Annotated in this window: 21 protein-coding genes and 1 riboswitch; of the genes, 12 read left to right on the forward strand and 9 right to left on the reverse strand. The window is 47.6% G+C overall.

Annotated features, from left to right (window positions below; genetic code table 11):
* Window positions 1–3: 3 nt before the first annotated feature.
* Genes FC34_RS06350 through yycF form a run of 4 tightly spaced genes read right to left on the reverse strand, consistent with a single transcriptional unit; the run spans window position 4 to window position 4,748 of the window.
* Entirely contained in the window at window positions 4–798 is a 795-nt protein-coding gene (locus FC34_RS06350) for a two-component system regulatory protein YycI (RefSeq protein ID WP_057894580.1), read from the reverse strand.
* A gap of 2 nt (window positions 799–800) precedes the next feature.
* On the reverse strand, window positions 801–2,144 hold the full coding sequence (locus FC34_RS06355) for a YycH family regulatory protein (RefSeq protein ID WP_057894581.1): 1,344 nt from the start codon (window positions 2,142–2,144) through the stop codon (window positions 801–803).
* Window positions 2,134–4,026 (reverse strand): cell wall metabolism sensor histidine kinase WalK, encoded by a 1,893-nt coding sequence (gene walK, locus FC34_RS06360; protein WP_057894582.1) that lies wholly within the window; start codon window positions 4,024–4,026, stop codon window positions 2,134–2,136. The genes FC34_RS06355 and walK overlap by 11 nt, the downstream gene beginning before the upstream one ends.
* A gap of 11 nt (window positions 4,027–4,037) precedes the next feature.
* Window positions 4,038–4,748 carry a response regulator YycF gene (yycF, locus tag FC34_RS06365; RefSeq protein WP_057894583.1) on the reverse strand — a complete coding sequence of 237 codons (711 nt, stop codon included), beginning with the start codon at window positions 4,746–4,748 and terminating at the stop codon, window positions 4,038–4,040.
* Between the two features lie 157 nt (window positions 4,749–4,905).
* Between yycF and FC34_RS06370 the strand changes: the two genes are divergently transcribed.
* From FC34_RS06370 to FC34_RS06385, 4 genes are all read left to right on the forward strand, one after another.
* A complete protein-coding gene (locus FC34_RS06370; protein WP_057894584.1) occupies window positions 4,906–5,562 on the forward strand; it encodes an alpha/beta fold hydrolase in 657 nt (218 codons plus the stop codon).
* A gap of 66 nt (window positions 5,563–5,628) precedes the next feature.
* Complete coding sequence (locus FC34_RS06375) at window positions 5,629–6,957, forward strand: dihydrolipoyl dehydrogenase family protein (RefSeq protein ID WP_057894585.1); 1,329 nt, start codon at window positions 5,629–5,631, stop codon at window positions 6,955–6,957.
* 90 nt (window positions 6,958–7,047) lie between these two features.
* Entirely contained in the window at window positions 7,048–7,668 is a 621-nt protein-coding gene (locus tag FC34_RS06380) for a hydrolase (RefSeq protein WP_057894586.1), read from the forward strand.
* A gap of 264 nt (window positions 7,669–7,932) precedes the next feature.
* Window positions 7,933–8,691 (forward strand): hypothetical protein, encoded by a 759-nt coding sequence (locus FC34_RS06385; protein ID WP_057894587.1) that lies wholly within the window; start codon window positions 7,933–7,935, stop codon window positions 8,689–8,691.
* Window positions 8,692–8,780: 89 nt separating this feature from the next.
* On the opposite strand, the gene FC34_RS06390 is transcribed toward FC34_RS06385, so the two are convergent.
* From FC34_RS06390 to FC34_RS06405, 4 genes are all read right to left on the reverse strand, one after another.
* Entirely contained in the window at window positions 8,781–9,164 is a 384-nt protein-coding gene (locus FC34_RS06390; protein ID WP_057894588.1) for a DUF956 family protein, read from the reverse strand.
* 114 nt (window positions 9,165–9,278) lie between these two features.
* Window positions 9,279–10,205 (reverse strand): PTS system mannose/fructose/sorbose family transporter subunit IID, encoded by a 927-nt coding sequence (locus FC34_RS06395; protein WP_057894589.1) that lies wholly within the window; start codon window positions 10,203–10,205, stop codon window positions 9,279–9,281.
* Between the two features lie 14 nt (window positions 10,206–10,219).
* The gene (locus FC34_RS06400) at window positions 10,220–11,014 is read right to left on the reverse strand and encodes a PTS mannose/fructose/sorbose transporter subunit IIC (protein WP_057894590.1); all 795 of its coding nucleotides are present in this window, start codon (window positions 11,012–11,014) and stop codon (window positions 10,220–10,222) included.
* 35 nt (window positions 11,015–11,049) lie between these two features.
* Complete coding sequence (locus FC34_RS06405; RefSeq protein ID WP_057894591.1) at window positions 11,050–12,030, reverse strand: mannose/fructose/sorbose PTS transporter subunit IIB; 981 nt, start codon at window positions 12,028–12,030, stop codon at window positions 11,050–11,052.
* 439 nt (window positions 12,031–12,469) lie between these two features.
* Here FC34_RS06405 and FC34_RS06410 point away from each other — a divergent pair, with 439 nt between their 5' ends.
* From FC34_RS06410 to FC34_RS06445, 8 genes are all read left to right on the forward strand, one after another.
* On the forward strand, window positions 12,470–13,417 hold the full coding sequence (locus tag FC34_RS06410; RefSeq protein ID WP_057894592.1) for an ABC transporter substrate-binding protein: 948 nt from the start codon (window positions 12,470–12,472) through the stop codon (window positions 13,415–13,417).
* Complete coding sequence (locus FC34_RS06415) at window positions 13,417–14,154, forward strand: ABC transporter ATP-binding protein (protein ID WP_083479277.1); 738 nt, start codon at window positions 13,417–13,419, stop codon at window positions 14,152–14,154. The genes FC34_RS06410 and FC34_RS06415 overlap by 1 nt, the downstream gene beginning before the upstream one ends.
* Window positions 14,142–14,891, forward strand: a complete 750-nt coding sequence (locus FC34_RS06420) for an ABC transporter permease (protein WP_057894593.1) — start codon at window positions 14,142–14,144, stop codon at window positions 14,889–14,891. Before FC34_RS06415 ends, FC34_RS06420 begins: the two co-directional genes overlap by 13 nt.
* 52 nt (window positions 14,892–14,943) lie before the next feature.
* Window positions 14,944–15,116, forward strand: a riboswitch (Lysine riboswitch).
* A 105-nt stretch (window positions 15,117–15,221) separates the two neighbouring features.
* Window positions 15,222–16,793: an ABC transporter permease subunit gene (locus FC34_RS06425; RefSeq protein ID WP_057894594.1), complete on the forward strand. Its 1,572-nt coding sequence runs from the start codon at window positions 15,222–15,224 to the stop codon at window positions 16,791–16,793.
* A 13-nt stretch (window positions 16,794–16,806) separates the two neighbouring features.
* Entirely contained in the window at window positions 16,807–17,553 is a 747-nt protein-coding gene (locus FC34_RS06430) for an amino acid ABC transporter ATP-binding protein (protein ID WP_057894595.1), read from the forward strand.
* A gap of 205 nt (window positions 17,554–17,758) precedes the next feature.
* Window positions 17,759–18,394: a WxL domain-containing protein gene (locus tag FC34_RS06435; protein ID WP_057894596.1), complete on the forward strand. Its 636-nt coding sequence runs from the start codon at window positions 17,759–17,761 to the stop codon at window positions 18,392–18,394.
* A 152-nt stretch (window positions 18,395–18,546) separates the two neighbouring features.
* Complete coding sequence (locus FC34_RS06440; protein ID WP_057894597.1) at window positions 18,547–19,191, forward strand: WxL domain-containing protein; 645 nt, start codon at window positions 18,547–18,549, stop codon at window positions 19,189–19,191.
* A gap of 80 nt (window positions 19,192–19,271) precedes the next feature.
* Complete coding sequence (locus tag FC34_RS06445) at window positions 19,272–20,252, forward strand: WxLIP family cell surface protein (protein ID WP_057894598.1); 981 nt, start codon at window positions 19,272–19,274, stop codon at window positions 20,250–20,252.
* Window positions 20,253–20,440: 188 nt separating this feature from the next.
* Here the strand turns inward: FC34_RS06445 and FC34_RS06450 are convergent, their stop codons facing one another.
* Window positions 20,441–21,580 carry a trans-sulfuration enzyme family protein gene (locus tag FC34_RS06450; protein WP_057894599.1) on the reverse strand — a complete coding sequence of 380 codons (1,140 nt, stop codon included), beginning with the start codon at window positions 21,578–21,580 and terminating at the stop codon, window positions 20,441–20,443.
* Window positions 21,581–21,678 lie beyond the last annotated feature (98 nt).

Consider the following 21,678-nt stretch of genomic DNA (forward strand, 5'->3'; position numbering starts at 1 on the left):
AAATTAACTGTCGGTCCGTGTCTTAATGACAGCGTCAGTCATGGCATTAACGCGCTTGATTGTCACGTTTTTTGAGGTTTTATTCTCAATCCCGACATACCATGCTGGAACATAGACCGTACTGCCCTTAGCATCGAGCAACCAGGTGTAGGCCAAGCGCGTCCACAAGACCCGCGAATTATTTGGAATTTCATTATCGCGATACAACGTGCTGACGGCATCTTCATTGCTGACCAAGTTAACCAAGTTCCGTAACTGTTCAGGTTTAGTGATGTATGTCTGCGTATAGCTCACCAGGCGATTATTATCCAACTTAAAATAAATCACGGCCCGGTCGTCATAGACGCGGCCGGCATTAATCTTCTGGGCAAAGGCAACGATATCTTTGCTCGACAACTCCGGGGCGTAGACGTACTGGTCCCCAAAAAGCACATTATTAGTTGTTTTCATCCAGTCTGCCAAGGTATCTTGGGGCGACTTCTTCACAGCTAGTGGCGACACCAAAGTGCTACTCAGTTTGGTTCGGGTATCATCAAAAGTCACACGTTGGCCGGTCAATGTCTTGGCTTGTTGATACAAGTCAGTGTTTGGTTGAGCGGCCAAAAACGCGCCCTTAGGTGTCTTAGAACTTAGCTTTGGCAACGAGATTTGATCCCGCTTAATTTCCTGCATGATTTCCACGTCAGGCGCGGTGCTCACGGGTTCAGCCTGTTGGCTTTGGTAGATACTGTACCCTAAGAAAATATCCAAGGCGATAAAGACGACCAGAAAAATCCATTCAATTCGGCGAAAATCCATTATTATTGGCCTCCTTGCGTCGTCGTCTCATCGAGCCAAGCACTGTACTCTTTAATCTGACCATTAATTTGAACATAGTAAGTTGGCTGTAAATCGACCACTAAATCATTTTGATTTTGCTTCACCCAGTGATAGCCCACCATGATATTTTGAATCTTGTCAGCCGTGTAGCCCTTCTGCACCAGCAAGCTCAAAATGGCTGGCGTACTAGGCAAAGTCACAGCCTTCTCATTGGTCGGAATCGGCACCGTCACATTGTCGCCTGAGAAATCAACTTGCAAGGTATTACGGTTATACGTGACTTGGACAGTACCATTAGACGTCTGATTAAAAATAGCAAAATTCTGGACATATGAGCGGTAGGTTACAGCCTGTTTGGTGGTGTCATAGGCAAAATAGCGCATCGTTGTCAGACTGGGCAAATTCAGCTTATCCAGCGCACCAAATGTCTGATCGAAAAATTTGCCCGTGGCCGCGGATGGGGTGTCCGCCGCAGTGTTCTCAAATTCCATATCGCCACTACCATTGTTCACTGATAAACGCAGATTGGTACCGACAGTATACACAGTCTCGGTTCCTAATTCGCGGGCATCAACGTTCGCTTGATTATTCACATTCGGCGTCAACAGAATCGGAATGTAGTGGCTGACACTCTGGCGATCGAGTAAATACGTATACGGCCGAATTGAAATGGCCTTCGTGAATAGTGGCACCATCCGCGATCCAAAGCGTTGCTCCTGCAACTCAAAGCCACCAGTATCATACTGGGTAGCCACCTTTTGCAGTTGGGCAATCTTCAAGCCAGACACTTGACCAGTATACGTTTGCCGAGTGGCATCGTTCACTAAGGTAATTGTCTTAGTTCCGGCCTGCAAATTAATCAGCATCCGATTGAATTTGAAATTCATTGTGGTTTTAACCGGGTGATCAAAGAACTGATTCTTGAATAACGAGAAGGCCATAACATCGGCATACATGAGCTGCACGTTCTCGCCACTACTAATCAGCTCATTAAAAGCAGCTTCATCCAACTTGGTTGACTTTTCGACCTTAGTCAGCGTGGCCGCTTCAAGTACCTTGTGCACTTGGGTCACCACGTCTTGGTTATCTTGATACAGCATTTGTTTCTGACCATCATGTTGGTAATAAGCCATCGTTGGCAAATAAACGCTACTTTCTTGTGCAGCGGCTGTCCGTGTGTCAGTGGTCTTAATTGCGACCGCCGGGGTAGTGGCGTCCCGTTTCTCTAAGCGCGAAGGGTTCAACCAAATAAACCAGGTCATCAATAGACTCATGGCCACGGCTAGAATGAGTGCCGTTCGCAAAACAATGCCACTAACTTTCATCCCAGTCACCTCCGTCTTCAATTGGTTCATATGGCAGGGAAATATAGAACGTACTCCCATGCCCTTCTTGCGAATCAACCCAAATCCGGCCATGCAAAGCTTCGACAACTTCCTTTGAGATGGCTAAGCCCAGACCAGTTCCGCCTTGTTTACGTGAACGGGCCTTATCAACCCGATAGAAACGGTCGAAAATATTGGCTAAATCCTTGCGAGGAATGCCCAGACCCTGGTCAGAAATCGAGAGGATCACATGATTGTGTGTGTCGAGCAATCGCGCTGTGATTGTCCCACCATCTGGTGAATACTTAATCGCATTATTCAAAATGTTGTCCACCACTTGCATGAACTTATCGGGGTCAATTTCCACCCATAAATCACGTTTCGTAATTTCACGTTTAATGGTGTACTGCTTCTTCGAGTGATCCAACACGGAAGCTGCTTCCCCAGTGTGTTCATTGTCAGTTTTAATCATCATGTCAAAACGATCCAGGATGTAATTGAAGAATTCATTCAGATTGATATATTCCATATCAATCTTGCTTGTCCCAGAATCCAAGCGTGACAAACTCAGTAAGTCATTAATCATCCGAATCATCCGGTCGGTCTCTTCCTGGGTGACTTTCAAGAATGATGGTGCGACTTCTGGGTCCTGCCATGCACCATCATTCAACGCTTCGATATAGCTGCGCATTGAAGTCAGTGGCGTCCGCAATTCATGTGAGACATTTGAAACGAACTCCCGCCGTTCGCGTTCATTCTTTTGTTGTTCGGTGACATCATGCAGCACGGTAACCAAACCAGAAATAAAGCCAGTTTCTCGCTGAATCAGGGAGAAGTCTGCCCGTAGAATCAATTCATGTCCGTCTTGATCGCTCAAGTCCAACACCATCTCTTGTTGGGTCTCCAGCAAGTCACGCAGGCTATAATCTTTGTCAATTTTGAGCAACTTCAATAAGGAAACCCCAATGGCATCCTCGTTGCGGATATTCAAGAAGTCCAATGCCGTTTCATTGATGATGATGACGTTACCCCGGCGATCGGTCGCAATAACGCCGTCAGTCATGTGGGAAAGCACGCTATCAAGTCGCCGGCGTTCGGCTTCAGAAGCTTCTTGCGCTTCCTCAACCCGCACCGACAGATTATTGACCGCCACAGCTAGTTGGCCCAGCTCGTCTTGCCCGTAAATCCGTACCTGGCCAGAGTAATCCCCTCGGGCCATGCGAATCGCCTGCTTCTTCATCTCATCAATTGGCCGCGTAATCGCTCGGCTAATCACAATAGAAATGGCCATACTTAATACACCAGCCACGACCGAGGCGATGAAGAAGATGCCGGTAATCTTGTTCAGATTATCGTAGACCGAGGCCATGCTGGCTGAGATATAGACGGCCCCAACAATGGAAGTATTATCGCCATTATTCGTTTGCCCTTTGAGCGGAATAATCTTGGTATAAGCTGAACCCGTGCGATCGCCATACTCAAAGCCTTCATAGCTTTGACCATTATAAAGGACTGTTTTCAAGTTGGCGGAAGGTGATTTCTGCCCCACCGTGCCTTGTTCATTCAGATTGCTGTTACCGCGGATGGTACCCTTGGCATCAACCACCTGGATTTGGGCAGAGTTTGAGATTTCTGCTTGGCTAATGGTCGCCTTGATATTCTTATTCGCACTTTCAGTATCAGTCGAGATCAAATCTTGGGCCAGAATGTCCTGAATATAGGGATCTACATTGATACTGGTCTTAAATGTTTCAATATTTTGCTGCTCCAGAGACTTCACAAATAAGGCCCCGATAACTTCGACCGTGACCAAAAGCAACAGCATAAACACAATCGCAATTTTAAAGTGAATTGACTGAAACAGACGGATTTTTTTATTCATCCGTCACGCTCCTAATCTGCATCTGGATTCTTCAAGAAATAACCCACACCACGGCGAGTCACTAACCAGGCTGGATGCGATGGGTTGTCTTCAATTTTTTCCCGCAACCGCCGGACTGTCACATCGACCGTGCGCACGTCGCCGAAATAGTCATAACCCCAGACAGTTTGTAATAAATGTTCCCGAGTCATCACTTGACCCAAATGGCGAGCAAGATAATGTAATAGTTCGAATTCACGGTGGGTGAGCTCAATATTCTCGCCACGCTTGGAAACCGTGTAGGCATCAGGGTGAATTGTTAAGTCGCCCACACTTACTTCCTTGTTCTCATCTTCCGCGCTGTTGGCCGCAGGTGCACTACCCTGGCGTCGCAAATTAGCTTTCACCCGAGCGACCAGTTCACGGTTAGAAAAAGGCTTGGTGACATAATCATCCGCACCCAATTCCAGGCCCAACACCTTATCGATTTCTGAGTCCTTCGCTGTCAGCATGATAATTGGCGTGTCATGATCTTTACGAACTTGGCGTGCCACTTCCAAGCCATCAATTTTAGGGAGCATTAAATCGAGCAAAATGAGGTCGGGATCTTCTGATTCCACTTTTTCGATGGCTTCTTCGCCATCATATGCTGTGACCACGTCATAGCCTTCTTTAGTGAGATTGAATTTAACAATGTCAGAAATCGGCTTCTCGTCGTCTACAACCAGGATCTTTTTTGCCATTAAAATTGGCCTCCTTGGTATTAGTCTACAGTCACCATTATACTGGTTTATGCCACTGCTGACAAAAGGCCCCCTAGACCCGGCTGAATCGCGTGCGTTCTGGGTACTGGCTCGGTAGAATAGAAGCAGAATATCACCCGGGAAATAGGAGGCAGAGATGCAAATCACAGTTAACCAAATCCAACTCTATTATGAAAAACGCGGTCGCGGCCCGGCTATCATCCTATTGCACGGTAACGGTGAAGATCACACACTTTTTGAGACCTTAATGTGGCGGCTAGCACCACATTTCACCGTCTATGCGCTTGATAGTCGCGGGCATGGTCAGAGCGCGATGGCTGCCCTAAGTTATGATCTAATGACAGCAGATGTGAGTGCCTTTATTCATCAGCTTAATCTCGACAGACCTACTATCCTCGGTTTCTCAGATGGTGGCATTGTGGCACTAATGCTCGCCATTGCCCATCCTGAACAGGTCGGCCGGCTCATTGTAGCTGGGGCCAATCTGACCCCCACAGGCCTGAAGTGGACCGCCAACCTCGGCTTCTACCTCGCTTTCTTATTCAATCGCGACCCCAAACTCAAAATGATGTTCAATGCGCCTCATATTAACCCACAAGATCTGACCAAGATCACGGTGCCCACCCTCGTCCTCGCAGGTGGGCGCGACCTGATTACACCACGGGAGACCCACCGAATAGTGCAATTAATTCCGGATGCACAACTGCTTATCCTGCCTGGTGAAAGCCACAGTTCTTATATCCGTGACAACACCAAACTCTATGCGGCAATCGCCCCATTTCTGGGCTTATAAGCGTGAAGCCTGAATTTTCAAGTAAGATTCGATACACTAAGGCTAAACTATGAGGAGGTTTTATGCATGGATTTTGATGTTTTATTCGTTGGTAGTGGCCAAGGTGCCTACAACGGGGCCATCCCAATGAGCCAAGCCGGCTTAAACGTCGGCTTGATTGAAGAAGGCCTCTTTGGTGGTGTTTGTACCAATCGCGGCTGTAACGCCAAGATTACCCTCGACCGCCCAGTCGAGTTAATGCGCCAAGTACAAGCCCTGTCAGGGCGTGGCTTTGACCAAATGCCAACCCTAAACTGGCATGATTTGATGTTACATAAGCACGAAGTCATTGATGGTTTATCCTATGGTAATGAGCAAAAATTGGTCAATGGTGGCGTCCATGTCATCAAGGGGCACGCGCACTTTGTCGATGCCCACACCTTAGCTGTTGGTGATCAACAATACACAGCTGACAAAATTGTGCTCGTTACCGGTCGTCACCCCCACCGGCTCGATATCCCTGGGAGTGATTTATTCCACGACAGTACCGATTTCTTGGTGCTCGAAGAGATGCCCAAGCGGATGACGATTATCGGTGCCGGGTATGTTGGCATGGAATTTGCCACGATTGCTAACGCCTTTGGTAGCGATGTGACCGTGATTTTGCGGGGTAACCAGCCACTGCGTGAGTTCCATGCCCCTTACGTTGATATGGTGGTCGCGGACTTGCGCGAACGCGGCGTAAAATTCCAGTTTAATGAAACGTTGTTAAACGCGGAAGAAACAGAAGAAGGGATTGTCCTTCACGGCGCTAATGGTTATCGCCACACCACTGATTATGTGATTGATGCTACTGGCCGAATTCCAAATACCCAGAACATGGATTGGGACAAGATTGGCTTGCAATATGACCCTGTCAAAGGTTTGCCAGTGAATGATCACCTCGAGACCAACGTGCCTGGCATTTATGCAACCGGCGATATCTTAGATAAGTCACAACCAAAGATTACGCCAGTGGCCATTTTTGAGTCCTTGTATCTCTATCATCAGTTCACTGGTCAAAGTGACGCGGCCATTGACTACCCAGCGATTGCGACCGTCGCCTTCACCTCACCACGCTTGGCCACAGTTGGCGTAAGCGTCGCTGAAGCGCAAAAAGATCCAGACCGTTACCACATCGAAACAGCCGATTACAATCATGATTGGTTCCGCCAAGTCGGCAATGAAAATTGGGGCGGCGTGACGCTTGTGTTTAAAGGCGACTATCTGGTTGGTGCTACCACCATCAGTAATGACGCCGTGGACACCATCAACGGTTTGGTCGATGTGATTGAAGCCAAAATGACGCACGCGGACGTTGAACGCCTGATTTACTTGTTCCCAAGCACCGCTCACAGTTACATGCGGAAACTCTAGCGAGTAAAAATATTCGCATAATTTTGAAACCCGGACTAGAATGACAATTGTATTAAAGAAACCGTTTTTACATATAGGAGGAATGTTATTATGACAAGTTTTCCACGTCGTGATCCTGTCCAAGATGAACTGTTGACCCCTGAAAATTCTGCATTGTTGGTGATTGATTATCAACCAACTCAGATTACTTCAATTGAGTCAATGAATCACCATGACCTGATTCAAAACATCTCCACTACGGTTAAGTTGGCGCAAGCCTATGATGTTCCAATCGTCCTCTCAACCGTTAATGTGAAAAGTGGCCGAAATCAAGATACAATTCCTGATTTAAAGAAGTTGTTTGGCGACCACGAAAGTCTCGATCGCTCATCCATCAATGCTTGGCAAGATGAAGACTTCGTTAAGGCGGTTAAAGCAACTGGCCGCAAGAAGTTATTAATCGCTGCGTTATGGACTGAAGCCTGCTTAACCTTCCCTACATTGGATGCGTTAAAAGAAGGCTATGAAGTTTACCCAGTCGTTGATGCGGTTGGTGGGACTTCCGTTGTTTCACATGAAACAGCCCTCCGTCGGGTCGAACAAGCTGGTGCCCAACTCACAACCAATGCACAAATTGCGTGCGAATGGCAACGTGACTGGAACCGGACTGACACCGTTCCAGACTTTGTTAAGATCTTACTTGAAGCCGGCGACTTCATTAACTTAGGTTAATCCGTCACCGATTCCAAAAAAATAGCTTGGCTTCCGTCTATACTCGGGAACCAAGCTTTTTTGCGTTGTAGTGGTGACTAGACCGGGGATGAGGCAAAATTCTTATGAAGTTCTAAATTTCACAAATTAATTGTTGACCCTTCCATAACAAAGAATTAATATTACAACGTTGAGACAATGTTACAATTTTGTTACATAAATATTTCGTGACAATGTCATCCAGCACAATTTACGAACAGTCACTGACTGAGGAGGAGTTTTACAATGACAATCAAGCACACTGTTTTCACCGCTATGGCAGCGGTCGCCCTATTCGGATCTGGCTTGGCTTTGGCGGGCGCACCCACAGCCACACCAGTCCAAGCAGCATCAACAACCGCCGCGCAGCAGGGCGGCTCTGTCACCATCAATTATGTCCCTGGCTATTCAGTCGCCGTTTGGACCACCCCAAACGCCAACAAGAAACCAACTGGCAAGTTGATTAAGCATGGCACACTCGTTAACTTCACTGCGACACAAGATGGCGCAGACGGTTACCTCTGGTACCAAATCGGGGCCAACCAATGGATTAGCGGACACTACGCTAAGGAAGCCGTCGCAGTCACCGGTCGTGTCACCGCAAACTATGTCCCAGGATACAGCATTGCCATTTGGACGAGTGCAAACAGCAACCATAAATTGTCTGGTAAGACCCTCAAACATGGGGCTTCACTCCCATTTACGGAAGAAACGGTTGGTGACGATGGTGCCACTTGGTTCAAAGTTGGTGCCAATCAATGGGTAAGCTGGAAATATGTTGGTTTTGAACTTGATACTTGGCACCCAGTAACCGTCAAAATCAAAGCCAATTCGGTGGCACAAGTCTGGAATAGTCCACTCAATGGCCACAAACAACTCAACAAAGCATTGAAAGCCAATACTAGTTGGAAGGCATTCAAATCAATGGAAATTGGCAATAACGGTTGGTTTAACCTTGGTGGGAATCAATGGATCTTCAGTAATAACGCCGTCGAAATCCACTAACATAACTAATCACGTCACACAAAAAGGGAAAGACCAACTGGTCTTTCCCTTTTTGCATGGCATTAAACCACGATGCCACCCGGGTTGGGTTACGCTTCGGTTTTTTTGCCAAACTTATTGTGCCACCATTTAGCCACGGTGCGACCAATGGTCTTAGTTCGCACAAGCTTATCTGAGCCGAGATGATCCCGCATGACGCGCAAAGCAGGAATGGCATCACTAGCCACGAAATTCAAGCTGCGGCCATCATCAAGATCAACAAAGAATCCACGAACATGCTTCTTACCCATAATTTGGGCGCGAATCAGCGTGATATTCGCCCAAGGAACTTGAATAAAGCCGACACCATTATTAGCCCGATACTCAAGACCGTTGTCGCCTAAGGCCATCACCCCAGGCTTAGGATCATTGGGGGTAATCATGGAATTTACTTTAATCGCGTATTCAACTGTCTTGTTCAGTGATTCAACCATCAGTTTGCCTCTTTTCTCTTTGCGTCTATCATAACGTTTTTCCCGGTGATAAGTAAGGGTGCCGCAGAATCAACCGATTCCGTGGCACCCTCTAGCAAACATTTAATTGCGCGTTTATGCGCCGAAGATACCTAACCAGTAACCTAAGATACCAACAACGAATAAACCGAAGATGATAACGATAGGACTAACTTTCTTCCGTAATAACCAGATACAAAGGAAAGTCAGTAACAAAGGCATCAAACCAGGAATCAACTGGTCAAAGATGTTTTGTAAGGTTGTGGTCTTTTCAGGAGTGACGCTAGCGCCACCTTGAATTTGGCCGATCACCTTACGAATGCCATCAACAGTTGCGTTCCCACCGGTCACGTGACTGAAGTCAACTTGACCCTTTGGATCAACCTTAACCGTAGACACAATCATTGGGAAGTGCATGGTTGTCCAACGAGGTACCAGAACCCCCATGATGAACATCCCTAAGATTGATGCCCCAGTTGTAATCCGTTGCATTAAACCACCAGATAAATCCTTGGTGATATTTTCACCTTGCTTGTAACCCAATTCTTGGGTGTACCAGAGGAAGGCCATCCGGATAATATTCCAAGCGAGGAAGAAGATGATTGGTCCCATCCAGTTTTGGTCTAAAGCCATTGATGCGGCGAACGCACCGATAACAGGACGAACAGTACCCCAGAAGATAGGATCCCCGACACCTGCCAGAGGGCCCATCATCCCGATCTTAACCCCTTGAATTGCGGCGTCATCAATATCGGCACCGTTAGCACGCTTTTCTTCAAGGGTCATTTCAACCCCGAGGATAGGTGCTGCTAAGTATGGGTGAGTGTTAAAGAATTCCAAGTGCCGCTTTAAAGCTGCAGCGCGGTCATCTTTGTTCTTGTATAACTTCTTTAAAGCAGGAATCATGGAATATGCCCAACCAACGTTTTGCATACGTTCATAGTTCCAAGAAGCTTGGAGGAACTGACTACGCCACCAGACACTGATACGGTCTCTACGTGATAATTTAATTTCTTCAGCCATGTCTAGTCCTCCTTCTAATAATCGTTCAGAATATCGTCGATTGGGTCGCCACCATTGCTGCTCCCACCGCCGTTATTACTGTTCTTGTTGAATTGTGGTGACAATTGCAAGTAAACCAAAGCAATTACCAGACCGATAACCCCCATAGCAATCAGGTTTAATTCGCTGACTGCGGCTAAAGCGAAGCCAAGGAAGAAGAAAGGCCAGATTTGTGGGGTTGCCATCATGTTAATAACCATCGCATACCCAACGGCAACGATGAAACCACCGGCAACAGCCAGACCCTTAGTAATTACATCAGGAATCGCGTTCAAGGCGCTCATAACTGCACTACTTGGCACAGCCATGATTAAAGCAGCTGGTAATGCAATCCGTAAACCTTGAAGCATCAAGGCAGTGATATGCATTACTTCAACACCACGGAATGAGCCCTTTTTAGCTTGAGCATCGGCACCGTGAGCCAAACCAACGGTAATTGAACGAACAAGAATGGTCAGAACTTGACCAGCAACAGCCAAAGGAATTGCTAAAGCAATACCATTTGAAACTGATGAACCCTTCATGCAGACAAGAATTGCAGATGCAACAGAAGCTAACGCTGCATCAGGCGCCACAGCGGCACCAATGTTCATCCAGCCAAGTGCAATAATTTGCAGTTGGCCACCCAACAAAAGACCTTCAACTGGATGCCCAGTCACTAAGCCAATGAGGGAACAAGCAATGATTGGTTGGTGAAATTGGAATTGATCCAAAATCCCTTCCATGCCAGCAAAGAAAGCAACAATAAGTGCAAGAATAACTGCTAACATTGTTTTCCTCCTAAATTTTCAACTGAATAATGTAATTAAACGTTTTGCAACCCAGACTTCTTTAATAATTCATCCAAGTTCGCATTTGAATCGGTAGGAACTTTACGAACGTCGAACTTCACACCTTCAGATTCGAGGTGCTTGAATGCGTCAACGTCTTCTTGGTTAACTGATAAGACGTTGTTAATCATTACCTTACCTTCAGAATGCGCCATGGAACCAACGTTAACTTCGTCCAGCTTGACCCCGCCGTCAACAACTTTGACAACATCTTCAGGGTTTTCAAACAAGAGCAAAGCTTTGGTCCCACCAAAACGAGGATCTTTATAAATATCGATCATCTTCTGGATTGGGATAACGTTTGCCTTAACACCAGGAGGAGCAGCCTCAGTAATTAAGGTCTTACGTAATGAGTCCTTCGCCACGTTGTCTGAAACAACGATAATGCGGTTAGGAGATACTGACTTAGTCCATGCTGTTGCGACTTGACCATGTAATAACCGTGAGTCAATCCGAGCAAGCGCAATCTTAATCTTCCCATCACCAACAACAGTACCTTCTGGAAGTGCTTGTTGAGGTGCTGCGGCAGTTGCTGGTTTGTCAGCTGGTGCTGGTTCTAGCCCTTCAGGCTTAACCTTCACACCGTCGCGGCCAGCTTCAATGATATGTGCAGCAATCTCTTGAGCTGAATCCATTGATAACCGTGAGCCGTAAGCTTCAATCAGCATTGGCAAGTTCAAGCCAGTTACAATGGCCCACTTGTCCTTGTGTGCCTCATACAAGCCGTTTGCTTGGTTAAATGGTGAGCCACCCCACAAATCAATCAAGAAAAGGACTGAGTCTTCAGGATCAAATTTGGCAATGGCTTCTTCAAGATGTGCTTTCAAGTCATCCGGACCTTCGTTGGGCATAAAAGTCACAGCTTCGACTTTCTCTTGCTCACCGAAAATCATTTGCCCAGATTGTTTAATCCCGGCTGCGAATTGTCCGTGACTCGCAAGAATGATTCCGACCATTTTGTCGCCTCCTACAATTTTTTTGTTGGAAAAAAAACGCCTGCGGCCGTTATGTAATGTGCTAAAACGATTGCAAGCCTTTCCCCAACAAACAAGTATGCAATCACAAAAGAGCGATTGCAACCACTTTCTGACGCGATTGGCTTCGTTTTCATGAAAGGCCTATACCAGCGGGCGAGACCAAAACCAAAAAAATTAAAATTTTTGCCATTTTTGGGACTTAAACATTTTCATACCAACCGTTATCTCAAAATCTTGGCAGCCATTTTTGTCACAGAAAGCGAATACATTTTGACGTGCTCCTATTCGTTGAAAATCATTCTTCGATAATTAATTTAGAGCAGTCGCACGTGAAAAAAAGAACAATCTGGCCGAAGTTTGACGGGTCGAACGCATCTCGATAGTATAGAAACAGGCTTACATTTGGAGGAAATTTTTAATGAAGAAAACAGCTATCTTTACGGCACTAACGGTGGCTATCGCCACCCTGTTGGTTGCTTGTGCACCAAAGGAAAGTGCCGTTAAATCAAGTACTAGCAATAATGATGCCACTACTCAACTCACAATCGGGACTATGCCAGCACCTGACTCACTCCCATTGTATGTCGCGCAACAAGAGGGTCTTTTTAAGAAGCAGGGCCTGAATGTCAATCTCCAACTCTTCAAATCACCCAAGGATCGCGATACTGCTATTGCTGGCGGCCAATTGGATGGTGCGGTCACTGACATCATCGCCTTTACATCGTACGTGAACGGTAAACTCAACTGGCGCATCGGTAGTGGTCTGACTGGCTACTTTGGCATCGTCACTAATGACGCCAATGTCAAAACCGTGAAAGATTTGGCAGGGAAATCTGTCGCCGTCCAACCCCGGCAAACACCTCAATTTTACTTATATCAACAATTACAAGCGGCGGGCGTCCCAGCCAACGCCGTGAAGACGGCCGAAGTCGCTCAAATTCCAGTGCGGCTGCAAGTTGTTGAACAAAAGCAGGTCACAGCCACTGTATTACCTGACCCATTTTTGAGTATGGCGAAAGCAGCTGGCTTGCATGTGCTCGCCCAAAGCAATCCTAAAGACTATCAATCCACGATTCTGGCCTTTAATAAACAGATTAGTGGCAAAGCTGACGTCCGCAAACGGTTCTACAAAGCCTACAATCAAGCCGTCAAGCGCATCAATGCCCACAAAGCGACTGATTATGCCAAGATTCTGGAGCAACTGGGCTACCCTGCCAAGAGTATTGCCCAAACCAAATTGCCAACATACACCAAAGCCACCCCAATCAGTGACAAGATGCTGGGCGAAGCTTTCAACTACGCGTATACCCAACAAATTCTGAAACACGAAGTTGATTCCGAAAGCTATCAACTTCCTCTGAAGTAATGCTCGAGGTAACCGATTTGTCAGCGGGTTATGCTGGCGAAACGGTCGTCTCCGATTTGAGTTTTCGCATTGCCAGCACGGAAATTTTGGCCGTCATTGGGCCTTCAGGCGTCGGTAAAAGCACTTTAATCAAGGCGATTCTGGGACTCATCCCCAGCACAGGCACTGTTATGCTGAATTCACAGTCCTTAGCAGCCAAAACCCACACGTTAGCTTTCGTCCCGCAAAACTATGGGTTGCTCCCCTGGCAGACTGTCCGCAAAAATGTTCAGTTGGGCGTCCAAGTCAAACAGCATCAGCGGCTAACCCCGGCTCAAACGTCCCATGTTGATCAGCTCATCAACACATTGGGATTGACGACGATTGCTGCCCAATACCCCGGTAACATCAGTGGTGGTCAACAACAACGGGTGGCTTTGGCGCGCGCCTTCGCCATGGCGCCTGATCTATTGTTATTGGACGAGGCCTTTTCAGCCTTGGACCTTGGCTTAAAGGCTAAGGCGCAGCAGCTCTTTCTCGACCAGTGGACTCAAGCGCCGATGAGCACTTTAATTGTCACCCATGACTTGCAAGAAGCGCTCACCTTAAGTGACCAGCTGCTGGTCATGACGCCCGGACAGGCTCACGTGCGCCCTAATCCACTGGCGGCCGTAGAACGGGCGCAACGCCCTAATAGTAGTGCGCTGTTTGCCGCTGAAGCTGCGCTTTCGCAGGAGGTCACCCAATGGCAAAATTAAAACAACTGCTTGGGGTCATCATAGGGATTCATTTGGTTTGGTGGCTGGTGGCCATTTTGTTAAATCGGTCCATCCTACCGGGACCGGTCACCGTCTATGCGGCCTTTCCCAGTCTGTGGCAAGCCCAAATTGGCTGGCACATCTACTTCAGCCTGTATCGGCTATTTTGGAGTTTGCTGATTGCGACTGTGATTGGTGTGCTCACAGGAATGGCCATTGTGCGCTTTCCACGGCTGGGTCGGGTTCTCGACCCACTCATCTATTTGACCTATCCCATCCCCAAGATTGCCTTCTTACCTGTGGCCATGTTGCTGTTTGGTCTTGGCGATTTGTCCAAAATTATCATGATTAGCTTTATTGTCGTCTTTCAGGTGATTATTTCAGTGCGTGATCACGTTGCGGCCATTCCGGCGAGTCTTTATCAAACCTTTGCCACGCTCGATGCCAACCGCTGGGAGCTCTTCCGCTTCATTACCTGGCCAGCCTCGATTACCGGGATTATCTCGGCCTTGCGGATTGCCCTGGGCACAGCGATTGCGACGCTGTTCTTCACCGAAGTGTATGGGACCAATTATGGCCTGGGCTACTTCATCATGGATGCCTGGAATCGTTTGGATTATCCTGGCATGTACGCCGGCATCATTGTCATTAGTGTGGTGGCCTTTTGTCTATTTGCCCTCTTGAATGCGATTGAACGGCTGACAGTAAAATGGCAAAAAGATGAGATTAATGCTTGACACCCGTATGTGGCTAACATACACTCAAATCAGACATTTTAATAAAACACCAACAAGAAATAGAGGTTGCGGGAGATCACAACGACTGTGGAGTGCCTAGACACGATGAAACAGTCCTAAGGGTCCTCGCCGAAATGGCTTATTGTCAGGCAATAAGTTGTTGGGCCACGGGTGAATAACTCGTGGACTGTCTTAGTCATCTGACTAAGGAGCGCTATGATTCTGGTTTAATCGCTGAAATCGACTAGTCGACCTTTATTGGAGTACCGCTCAATAAAGGTCGACTATTTTTGTTCTCTATTTCCCTGGGTTTAATCAAACGAAGGGAGAATGTCTAATATGCGAAAGTTTTGGGTTATGATTGGCGCGCTTTTAATCGCCGCCGGGTTGTTTGTCCCCACGACAGTTCAAGCTGCCGATGACACATTTAAAGTGGGAATGGAGGCTGGCTACGCACCGTACAACTGGACGCAGTCAACCGATGCTAATGGTGCTGTGCCTATTCAAGGCAGCTCCGAATTTGCGAATGGGTATGATGTGCAGATTTCAAAGAAAATCGCTAAAGCCTTGGGCAAAAAGGTCGTCGTGGTCAAGACGGACTGGGATGGCCTGCCACCAGCACTCACTTCTGGCAAAATCGATGCCATTATCGCCGGGATGTCGCCGACTCCTGAACGCCGCGAAACCATCGATTTCAGCGATCCTTATTACACCGCAAATTTAACCGTGGTCGTTAAGCGCGACGGTAAATTCGCCAATGCGACTAAGTTAACCGACTTTAAAGGGGCCAAAATTACCGCCCAACTCAACACTTATCACTATGACATGATTAAGCAACTGCCCGGGGCGATTAAAGAACCGGCAATGAACAGCTTTCCGGCTATGCGGGTTGCGCTAGACTCCGGCACCATCAATGGCTATGTCTCCGAAGTGCCTGAAGGCATTACTGCCGAAGCTGCCAATCCAAATTTGAAGTATATCCGCTTCTCAAAGGCCAATGGGTTCAAAACTAGCCCGGACGAGAACGTTTCATCCGTCGGTCTACGGAAGAATGATCCTGATAAGGCTAAAATAAACGCTGCACTCGCCACAATTAGCGAAAGCCAACGCGCAAAGCTGATGAAGCAGGCCGTTGCTGAACAACCTAGTACTTCAAGCGATGGTAATTGGTTCATGACCATCATGAAGCAATACGGCCCAATGTTATTACGCGGAACCGGCATGACGCTCCTTATTTCTCTGATTGGGACCATCGTTGGGTTCATCATTGGCTTGCTTGTTGGGATTGTCCGGACAATGCCTAAGCCAAAACGTGCCGGCCGGCGAGGCTTACTCGCAGTCGGCCAATGGTTGCTGTCAGTCTATATCGAAGTATTCCGGGGGACCCCAATGATCGTCCAAGCCGCGGTCTTCTATTACGGGGCGGCCCAAGCTTTCCATCTGAATATGGATCGTACCGTTGCAGCCTTGTTGATTGTCTCAATCAATACTGGGGCATACATTTCTGAAATTATTCGCGGTGGGATTACTTCAGTTGATTCAGGCCAGTTTGAAGCGGCCAGCGCCTTGGGCATGACCCATTGGCAAACGATGATCAAAGTCATTTTGCCACAAGCGGTCCGCAACAGTTTGCCTGCGGTCACCAACGAATTCATTGTCAATATCAAGGATACGTCCGTTCTGTCGGTCATTTCAGTGTCAGAATTATTCTTCAGCGCTGAAACCATTGCCGGTCAAAGCTTCCAATTCTTCCACACCTATCTGATTGTTAGTGCGATTTACTTGATCCTTACCTTCACCATCAGCCGCCTCTTCCGAATCGTGGAGCATCGACTGGATGGCCCCAAGGATTACAATGTCATGAACAATCAGATGCAAGTTGAGACCCCAAAGATTGGGTAGAAAGGACATCGTCATGCAAACAGAATCCATCATTGAAATCAAGAACCTGCAGAAAAAGTTCGGTGACCATGAAGTCCTGCGCGACATTAACCTTGATGTCCATCGCGGGGAAGTGGTGTCAATTATCGGTCGCTCTGGCTCAGGTAAATCAACGCTTTTACGTAGCATCAACCTACTTGAGACCCCAACAAGTGGTGAAATCGACTTTAACGGGAGTAACATCCTTGCGCGCGACTTTGACCTCCAACACTACCGGGCCAAAGTCGGCATGGTTTTCCAAAGTTTCAATTTATTCAACAATCTCACTGTGCTTGATAACATTGTGGTCCCCCAACAGACTGTCTTGAAGCGTGATACAGCCACCGCTAAACAACATGCGACGGAGATTCTCGAACAAATGGGAATGGCGCCGTTTGTTAATGCCAAGCCCGCGCAACTCTCTGGCGGGCAAAAACAGCGGGTCGCAATTGCTCGAGCCGTGGCCATGGACCCTGATGTCCTTTTATTCGATGAGCCCACAAGTGCACTTGACCCTGAAATGGTCGATGATGTGTTAGCCGCCATGAGTGCCCTGGCACACACGGGGCTAACAATGATTATCGTCACGCACGAAATGGCCTTTGCTCGCGACATCTCTGATCGCGTGGTCTTCATGGATCAAGGGGTCATTGCTGAAGATGGTAGTCCAGAACAGATTTTCAATCACCCGCAAGAAGCTCGGACCCAAGAATTTCTCAAGCGCTACTTGAATCGCGCCTAATGAACGACAAAACCATCTCAGAAAACTGAGGTGGTTTTTTTATGCCTTGAGATTTTATTATCACACAATTATCATAATTACATTAATGATTATTTTATATGATATTTTAATAGAAAAACAGGTTGTCTTTTTACCGTTTCCAGGCTATACTCTTCAAAAGTAAAGCGTTCGTCTCATGAAAACTTCAAAATGGAGAGTCATGCTTATGAAAAGAAACCTTACAAGGCTCATCTTACCCAGTTGTTTACTTTCACTCTTTGCTGCCGGTCCCTCAGTCGTCAGAGCCGCTGACGCACAAACAAGTCCGGTAACTGTTCAAGTTGCTCCCGGCAAGCGGACAGTCTCAGTCGGCAGCAACCTCCGCTTCGGTCCAATGGAAATTAAGTCCTTATATCCAAGCGCGAGTGAGCACAAAGTCAATTTCCTGCTGAACAGCGGTTTATCTTTTCCAGTTAGTGTGGATGACTACACTGGTACCCAGGCTGGCTGGCAGCTAAGAGCCTCAATGACAGGATTTTCTGTCCCGAATGCGCCGGCAGCAACTGATCTCACCGGCGGCCTGTACTTCTCAAATCCTGACGTCACCGGAGAAATTCCTGAGACACTGGCGACTGGCAATGCACTCACCACAATTCGCACCGGGGCAAATGGTCATGAATATGGCCCACAGGTACCGATATTGTCCGCTGCGCCAGGCAAAGGAATGGGACATAACACCGCAGATTTTGCCTTGCCAGATGTACGGTTATTGTTGGCTTTCAATGTTTTGGCCCGCCCGCAACGGTATTCGGCCACTATTTTGTGGACATTGGCTGATACCCCGACAGCCGTTGGTGTTTAAAAGATAAACCCTATTTATTATTTCTATTATAAATATATCCCTTAATGCAATTTATAATAGATAGCCTATTGTAAAGGCAAATCAGAGCGGCTATAATTTAACCACAGGTTGGGCACACACATTTGGTACACCTATTTTGGAGGTAAAAAAATATGTCAATTTCTTTTAAACGCGCCATCGTTCCTGCCGTTGCGCTTTTGGCTCTTAGCGCACCTTCATTTGTGTTCGCCGCTGATGGCGACACTACCACGCCACCAACGACCACGGCGAACATTCGTGTCACAGCTGGTGACTTAACCCTACGACAGGTCCCAGCATTTGATTTCGGCACAATCAATCTAGATCGTTTGGCGCCCCGTTCAACCACCGCTGTGTCTTTACCTAATCAAAAGTCCGACGCACTGACCGTCACTGACTACACGGGTTCTGGCAAAGGCTGGGTCGTAAAGGCCGCTATCACGCCATTCGAGGTTCAAGGTGCCGATACCAAGAGTTTGCTGACTGGGAGCATCGCATTAACAAGCCAAGAAATATCTGCGGAAACTACGGCTACTCAAGCCGGCCTAGGCACTACACCTCTTGTAACCAGTGACGTCGCTGGCAAGAGTGGTGACACAGTCGATATTTTCTCCGCAGTAGCTGGCAAAGGTCAGGGACTAAACGCGGTTAATTTCCAACCTGGTGCTGCAAACCTCACCTTGAATAAGAACGTTTACGCCACAGGTGCAGCATACAGCGCCACTATCACCTGGACGCTGGCAACGCCAGTGCCGACTGATCCGAGTGTCACCGGCTAATTTAGCCTGATGTCAAGATGACCCGTCTTCACCAGTTTGGTGTCAGCGGGTCATCTTTTTATGAGTAAGGAGGTGCGCTTTTGCGCAAAATAGTATGGATAATTGCCGTCTTGCTTGCCTTCTGGGCACCGCAAACCGTCAAAGCAGATGAGCCTGGTTTCACGGCAACACCCGTTTTTAAGGCCGGGACGCCCGCCGCAACAAGTTATTTTGATCTCACGGTTAAGCCCGGCACCACTGAACCCTTAGCAGTCCAAGTGCAAAATACGAGTAAGGCGGATATCACGCTCAACGTGCAGATGATTAACGCGTATTCGCAATCGAATGGGCAAGTCGGCTATGCCCCTAACAATTTCCGCGACCCATCGGCCCAGTATCAACTCACCGACTTTACCCCAGGCAAACAAGTGGTCACACTAAAAGCTGGGACAACACAGACTGTTAGCTTCCCCGCAAAGATTCCATTTAAAGGCTTTCGCGGTCAAATTCTGGGCGGGATTTACGTCGAGAATCCTAAGCCCACGAATCCTGACGCCCAAATCAAAAATCAATTCGCCGTTTTAATTGGCGTCAGGTTGCAAACAAACACCACACTTGTCGCGCCTGACCTCAAATTAACCAGCGTGGAAGCTCAACGACAAGACAACCAATTCGCTGTCATCAACCATATCCAAAACTTTGAGCCTCGCTTGTTCGGCGGTCTCGCGATTACAGCAACCATCACCAAAGCCGGCCAAGCCAAACCAGTTGCCAGTCGTAAGGTGAAAGATTACCAGATGGCCCCAAATTCCGACCTTGCTTTCGGCGTTTACCCGCAATCGTTGGCCCCAGGAGAATACACGTCGACAATTGACGCGACTGCAGGCAAACTCCATTGGCACTTCAGCCAAAAATTCTCCGTAACCGCTAAACAATTGAAGAAATACGGTGCCCCCCAAGCCTCTTCTGCTGCTGGAGTCACGTGGTGGTGGGTAGCGGCAGGGATTGGCATCCTAGGCTTGCTTGGCCTGCTCTGGTTCATTCTCGCTCGTCGGCGCAGGCGTCAAACTAAGGACAACTGACCAAAAAGAAGCTGTGACAAAAGACGCTTTGAGAATGAGGATTGCTGATAAAGCCCGAACCCAGGCTTTTGAATCAATCCAAGTTAACCGGAATTCTCAGTCTTTTGGAACGCGATTAGTCTAGTTTGTTCGGAAATTCAAAAAAAGAGTTGCGACAACAGTCAGTTGTCGCAACTCTTTTTTTGTTTCTATTGAATGGCTGCAAAGCCGCGATCGAGATCAGCCAACAAATCACTGACATCTTCAATCCCAACTGACAGACGGATCAGCTCATCCTGGATTCCACTGGCCAACCGCACCTCCCGTGGAATGGCACCGTGCGTCATCAGGGCTGGAATTTCAATGAGGCTTTCTAGTGCTCCCAAACTTTCAGCCAACGTAATCACTTGCAGATTCTCCACAAATTTAACTGGGTCAAGCCCTGGTTGCAGTTCGAAACTAATCATAGCGCCAAAGCCATGCATTTGTTTCTTCGCGACCGCATAATCAGGATTATCTGTATCACCCGGGAAATAAATTTTAGCCACTTCAGGTCGAGCCTTCAGATACTTAAAGACAGACTCAGCATTGGCTAAATGAGCGCGCATGCGCAGGGCGAGGGTCTTGATTCCCCGTTGTAATAACCAACTTTCTTGCGGCGCCAAAATCGCGCCTAGGGCATTCTGCAAGTAGCCAACTTTTGCTCCGAGTTCAGGATCCTTGGTCACCACGATCCCGCCGATTAAGTCACTATGGCCGCCGAGATACTTAGAGGCAGAGTGCAAAACGATGTCTGCGCCTAGGTCTAATGGGTGTTGGACATAGGGTGAGGCAAACGTATTATCAACAATTGTCAGCAGATGCTGGCCCTTGGCGATAGCAGCGACTGCTTGAATATCCGTGACTTTTAAGAGCGGATTTGACGGGCTTTCGAGGTACACCGCTTTGGTGTCGGGCTGAATCGCGGCCTTGACTGCCGCCAAGTCGCGCGTATCAACAGTCGTAAAAGTCATCCCCATATTCTTGAAGACCGCATCAATCATCCGGAAAGTGCCGCCGTAAACATCGTCGCCCACAACGAAGTGGTCACCCTGTTCGAACATATTAAAGACTGTACTGATTGCCGCTAGTCCAGAGGCAAACGCGAAACCAGCCTGGCCATGTTCAATGGTGGCCATCAGGCTTTCCAGAGCTTCTCTAGTGGGATTGCCTGAACGCGAGTATTCATATTTATTTTGGCCGAGTTTCTTCTGGTGGAATGTCGACGCCATATAAATTGGAATCGACATTGCCCCTGTGGCTTCATCTTCACTAATCCCGCCGTGCAGCAATTCTGTATCAAATTCCATAATTTGCCTCCTCAAGCAAAAGACACCTACGATGATTATCGTAGGTGTACTTGCATTGCGTCTGATCCTATCAGACTTAATTCAGTTAAGCTTACCGA

It is taken from the genome of Lacticaseibacillus brantae DSM 23927, from assembly GCF_001436115.1.
In the GTDB taxonomy this organism is placed as follows: Bacteria; Bacillota; Bacilli; order Lactobacillales; family Lactobacillaceae; genus Lacticaseibacillus; species Lacticaseibacillus brantae.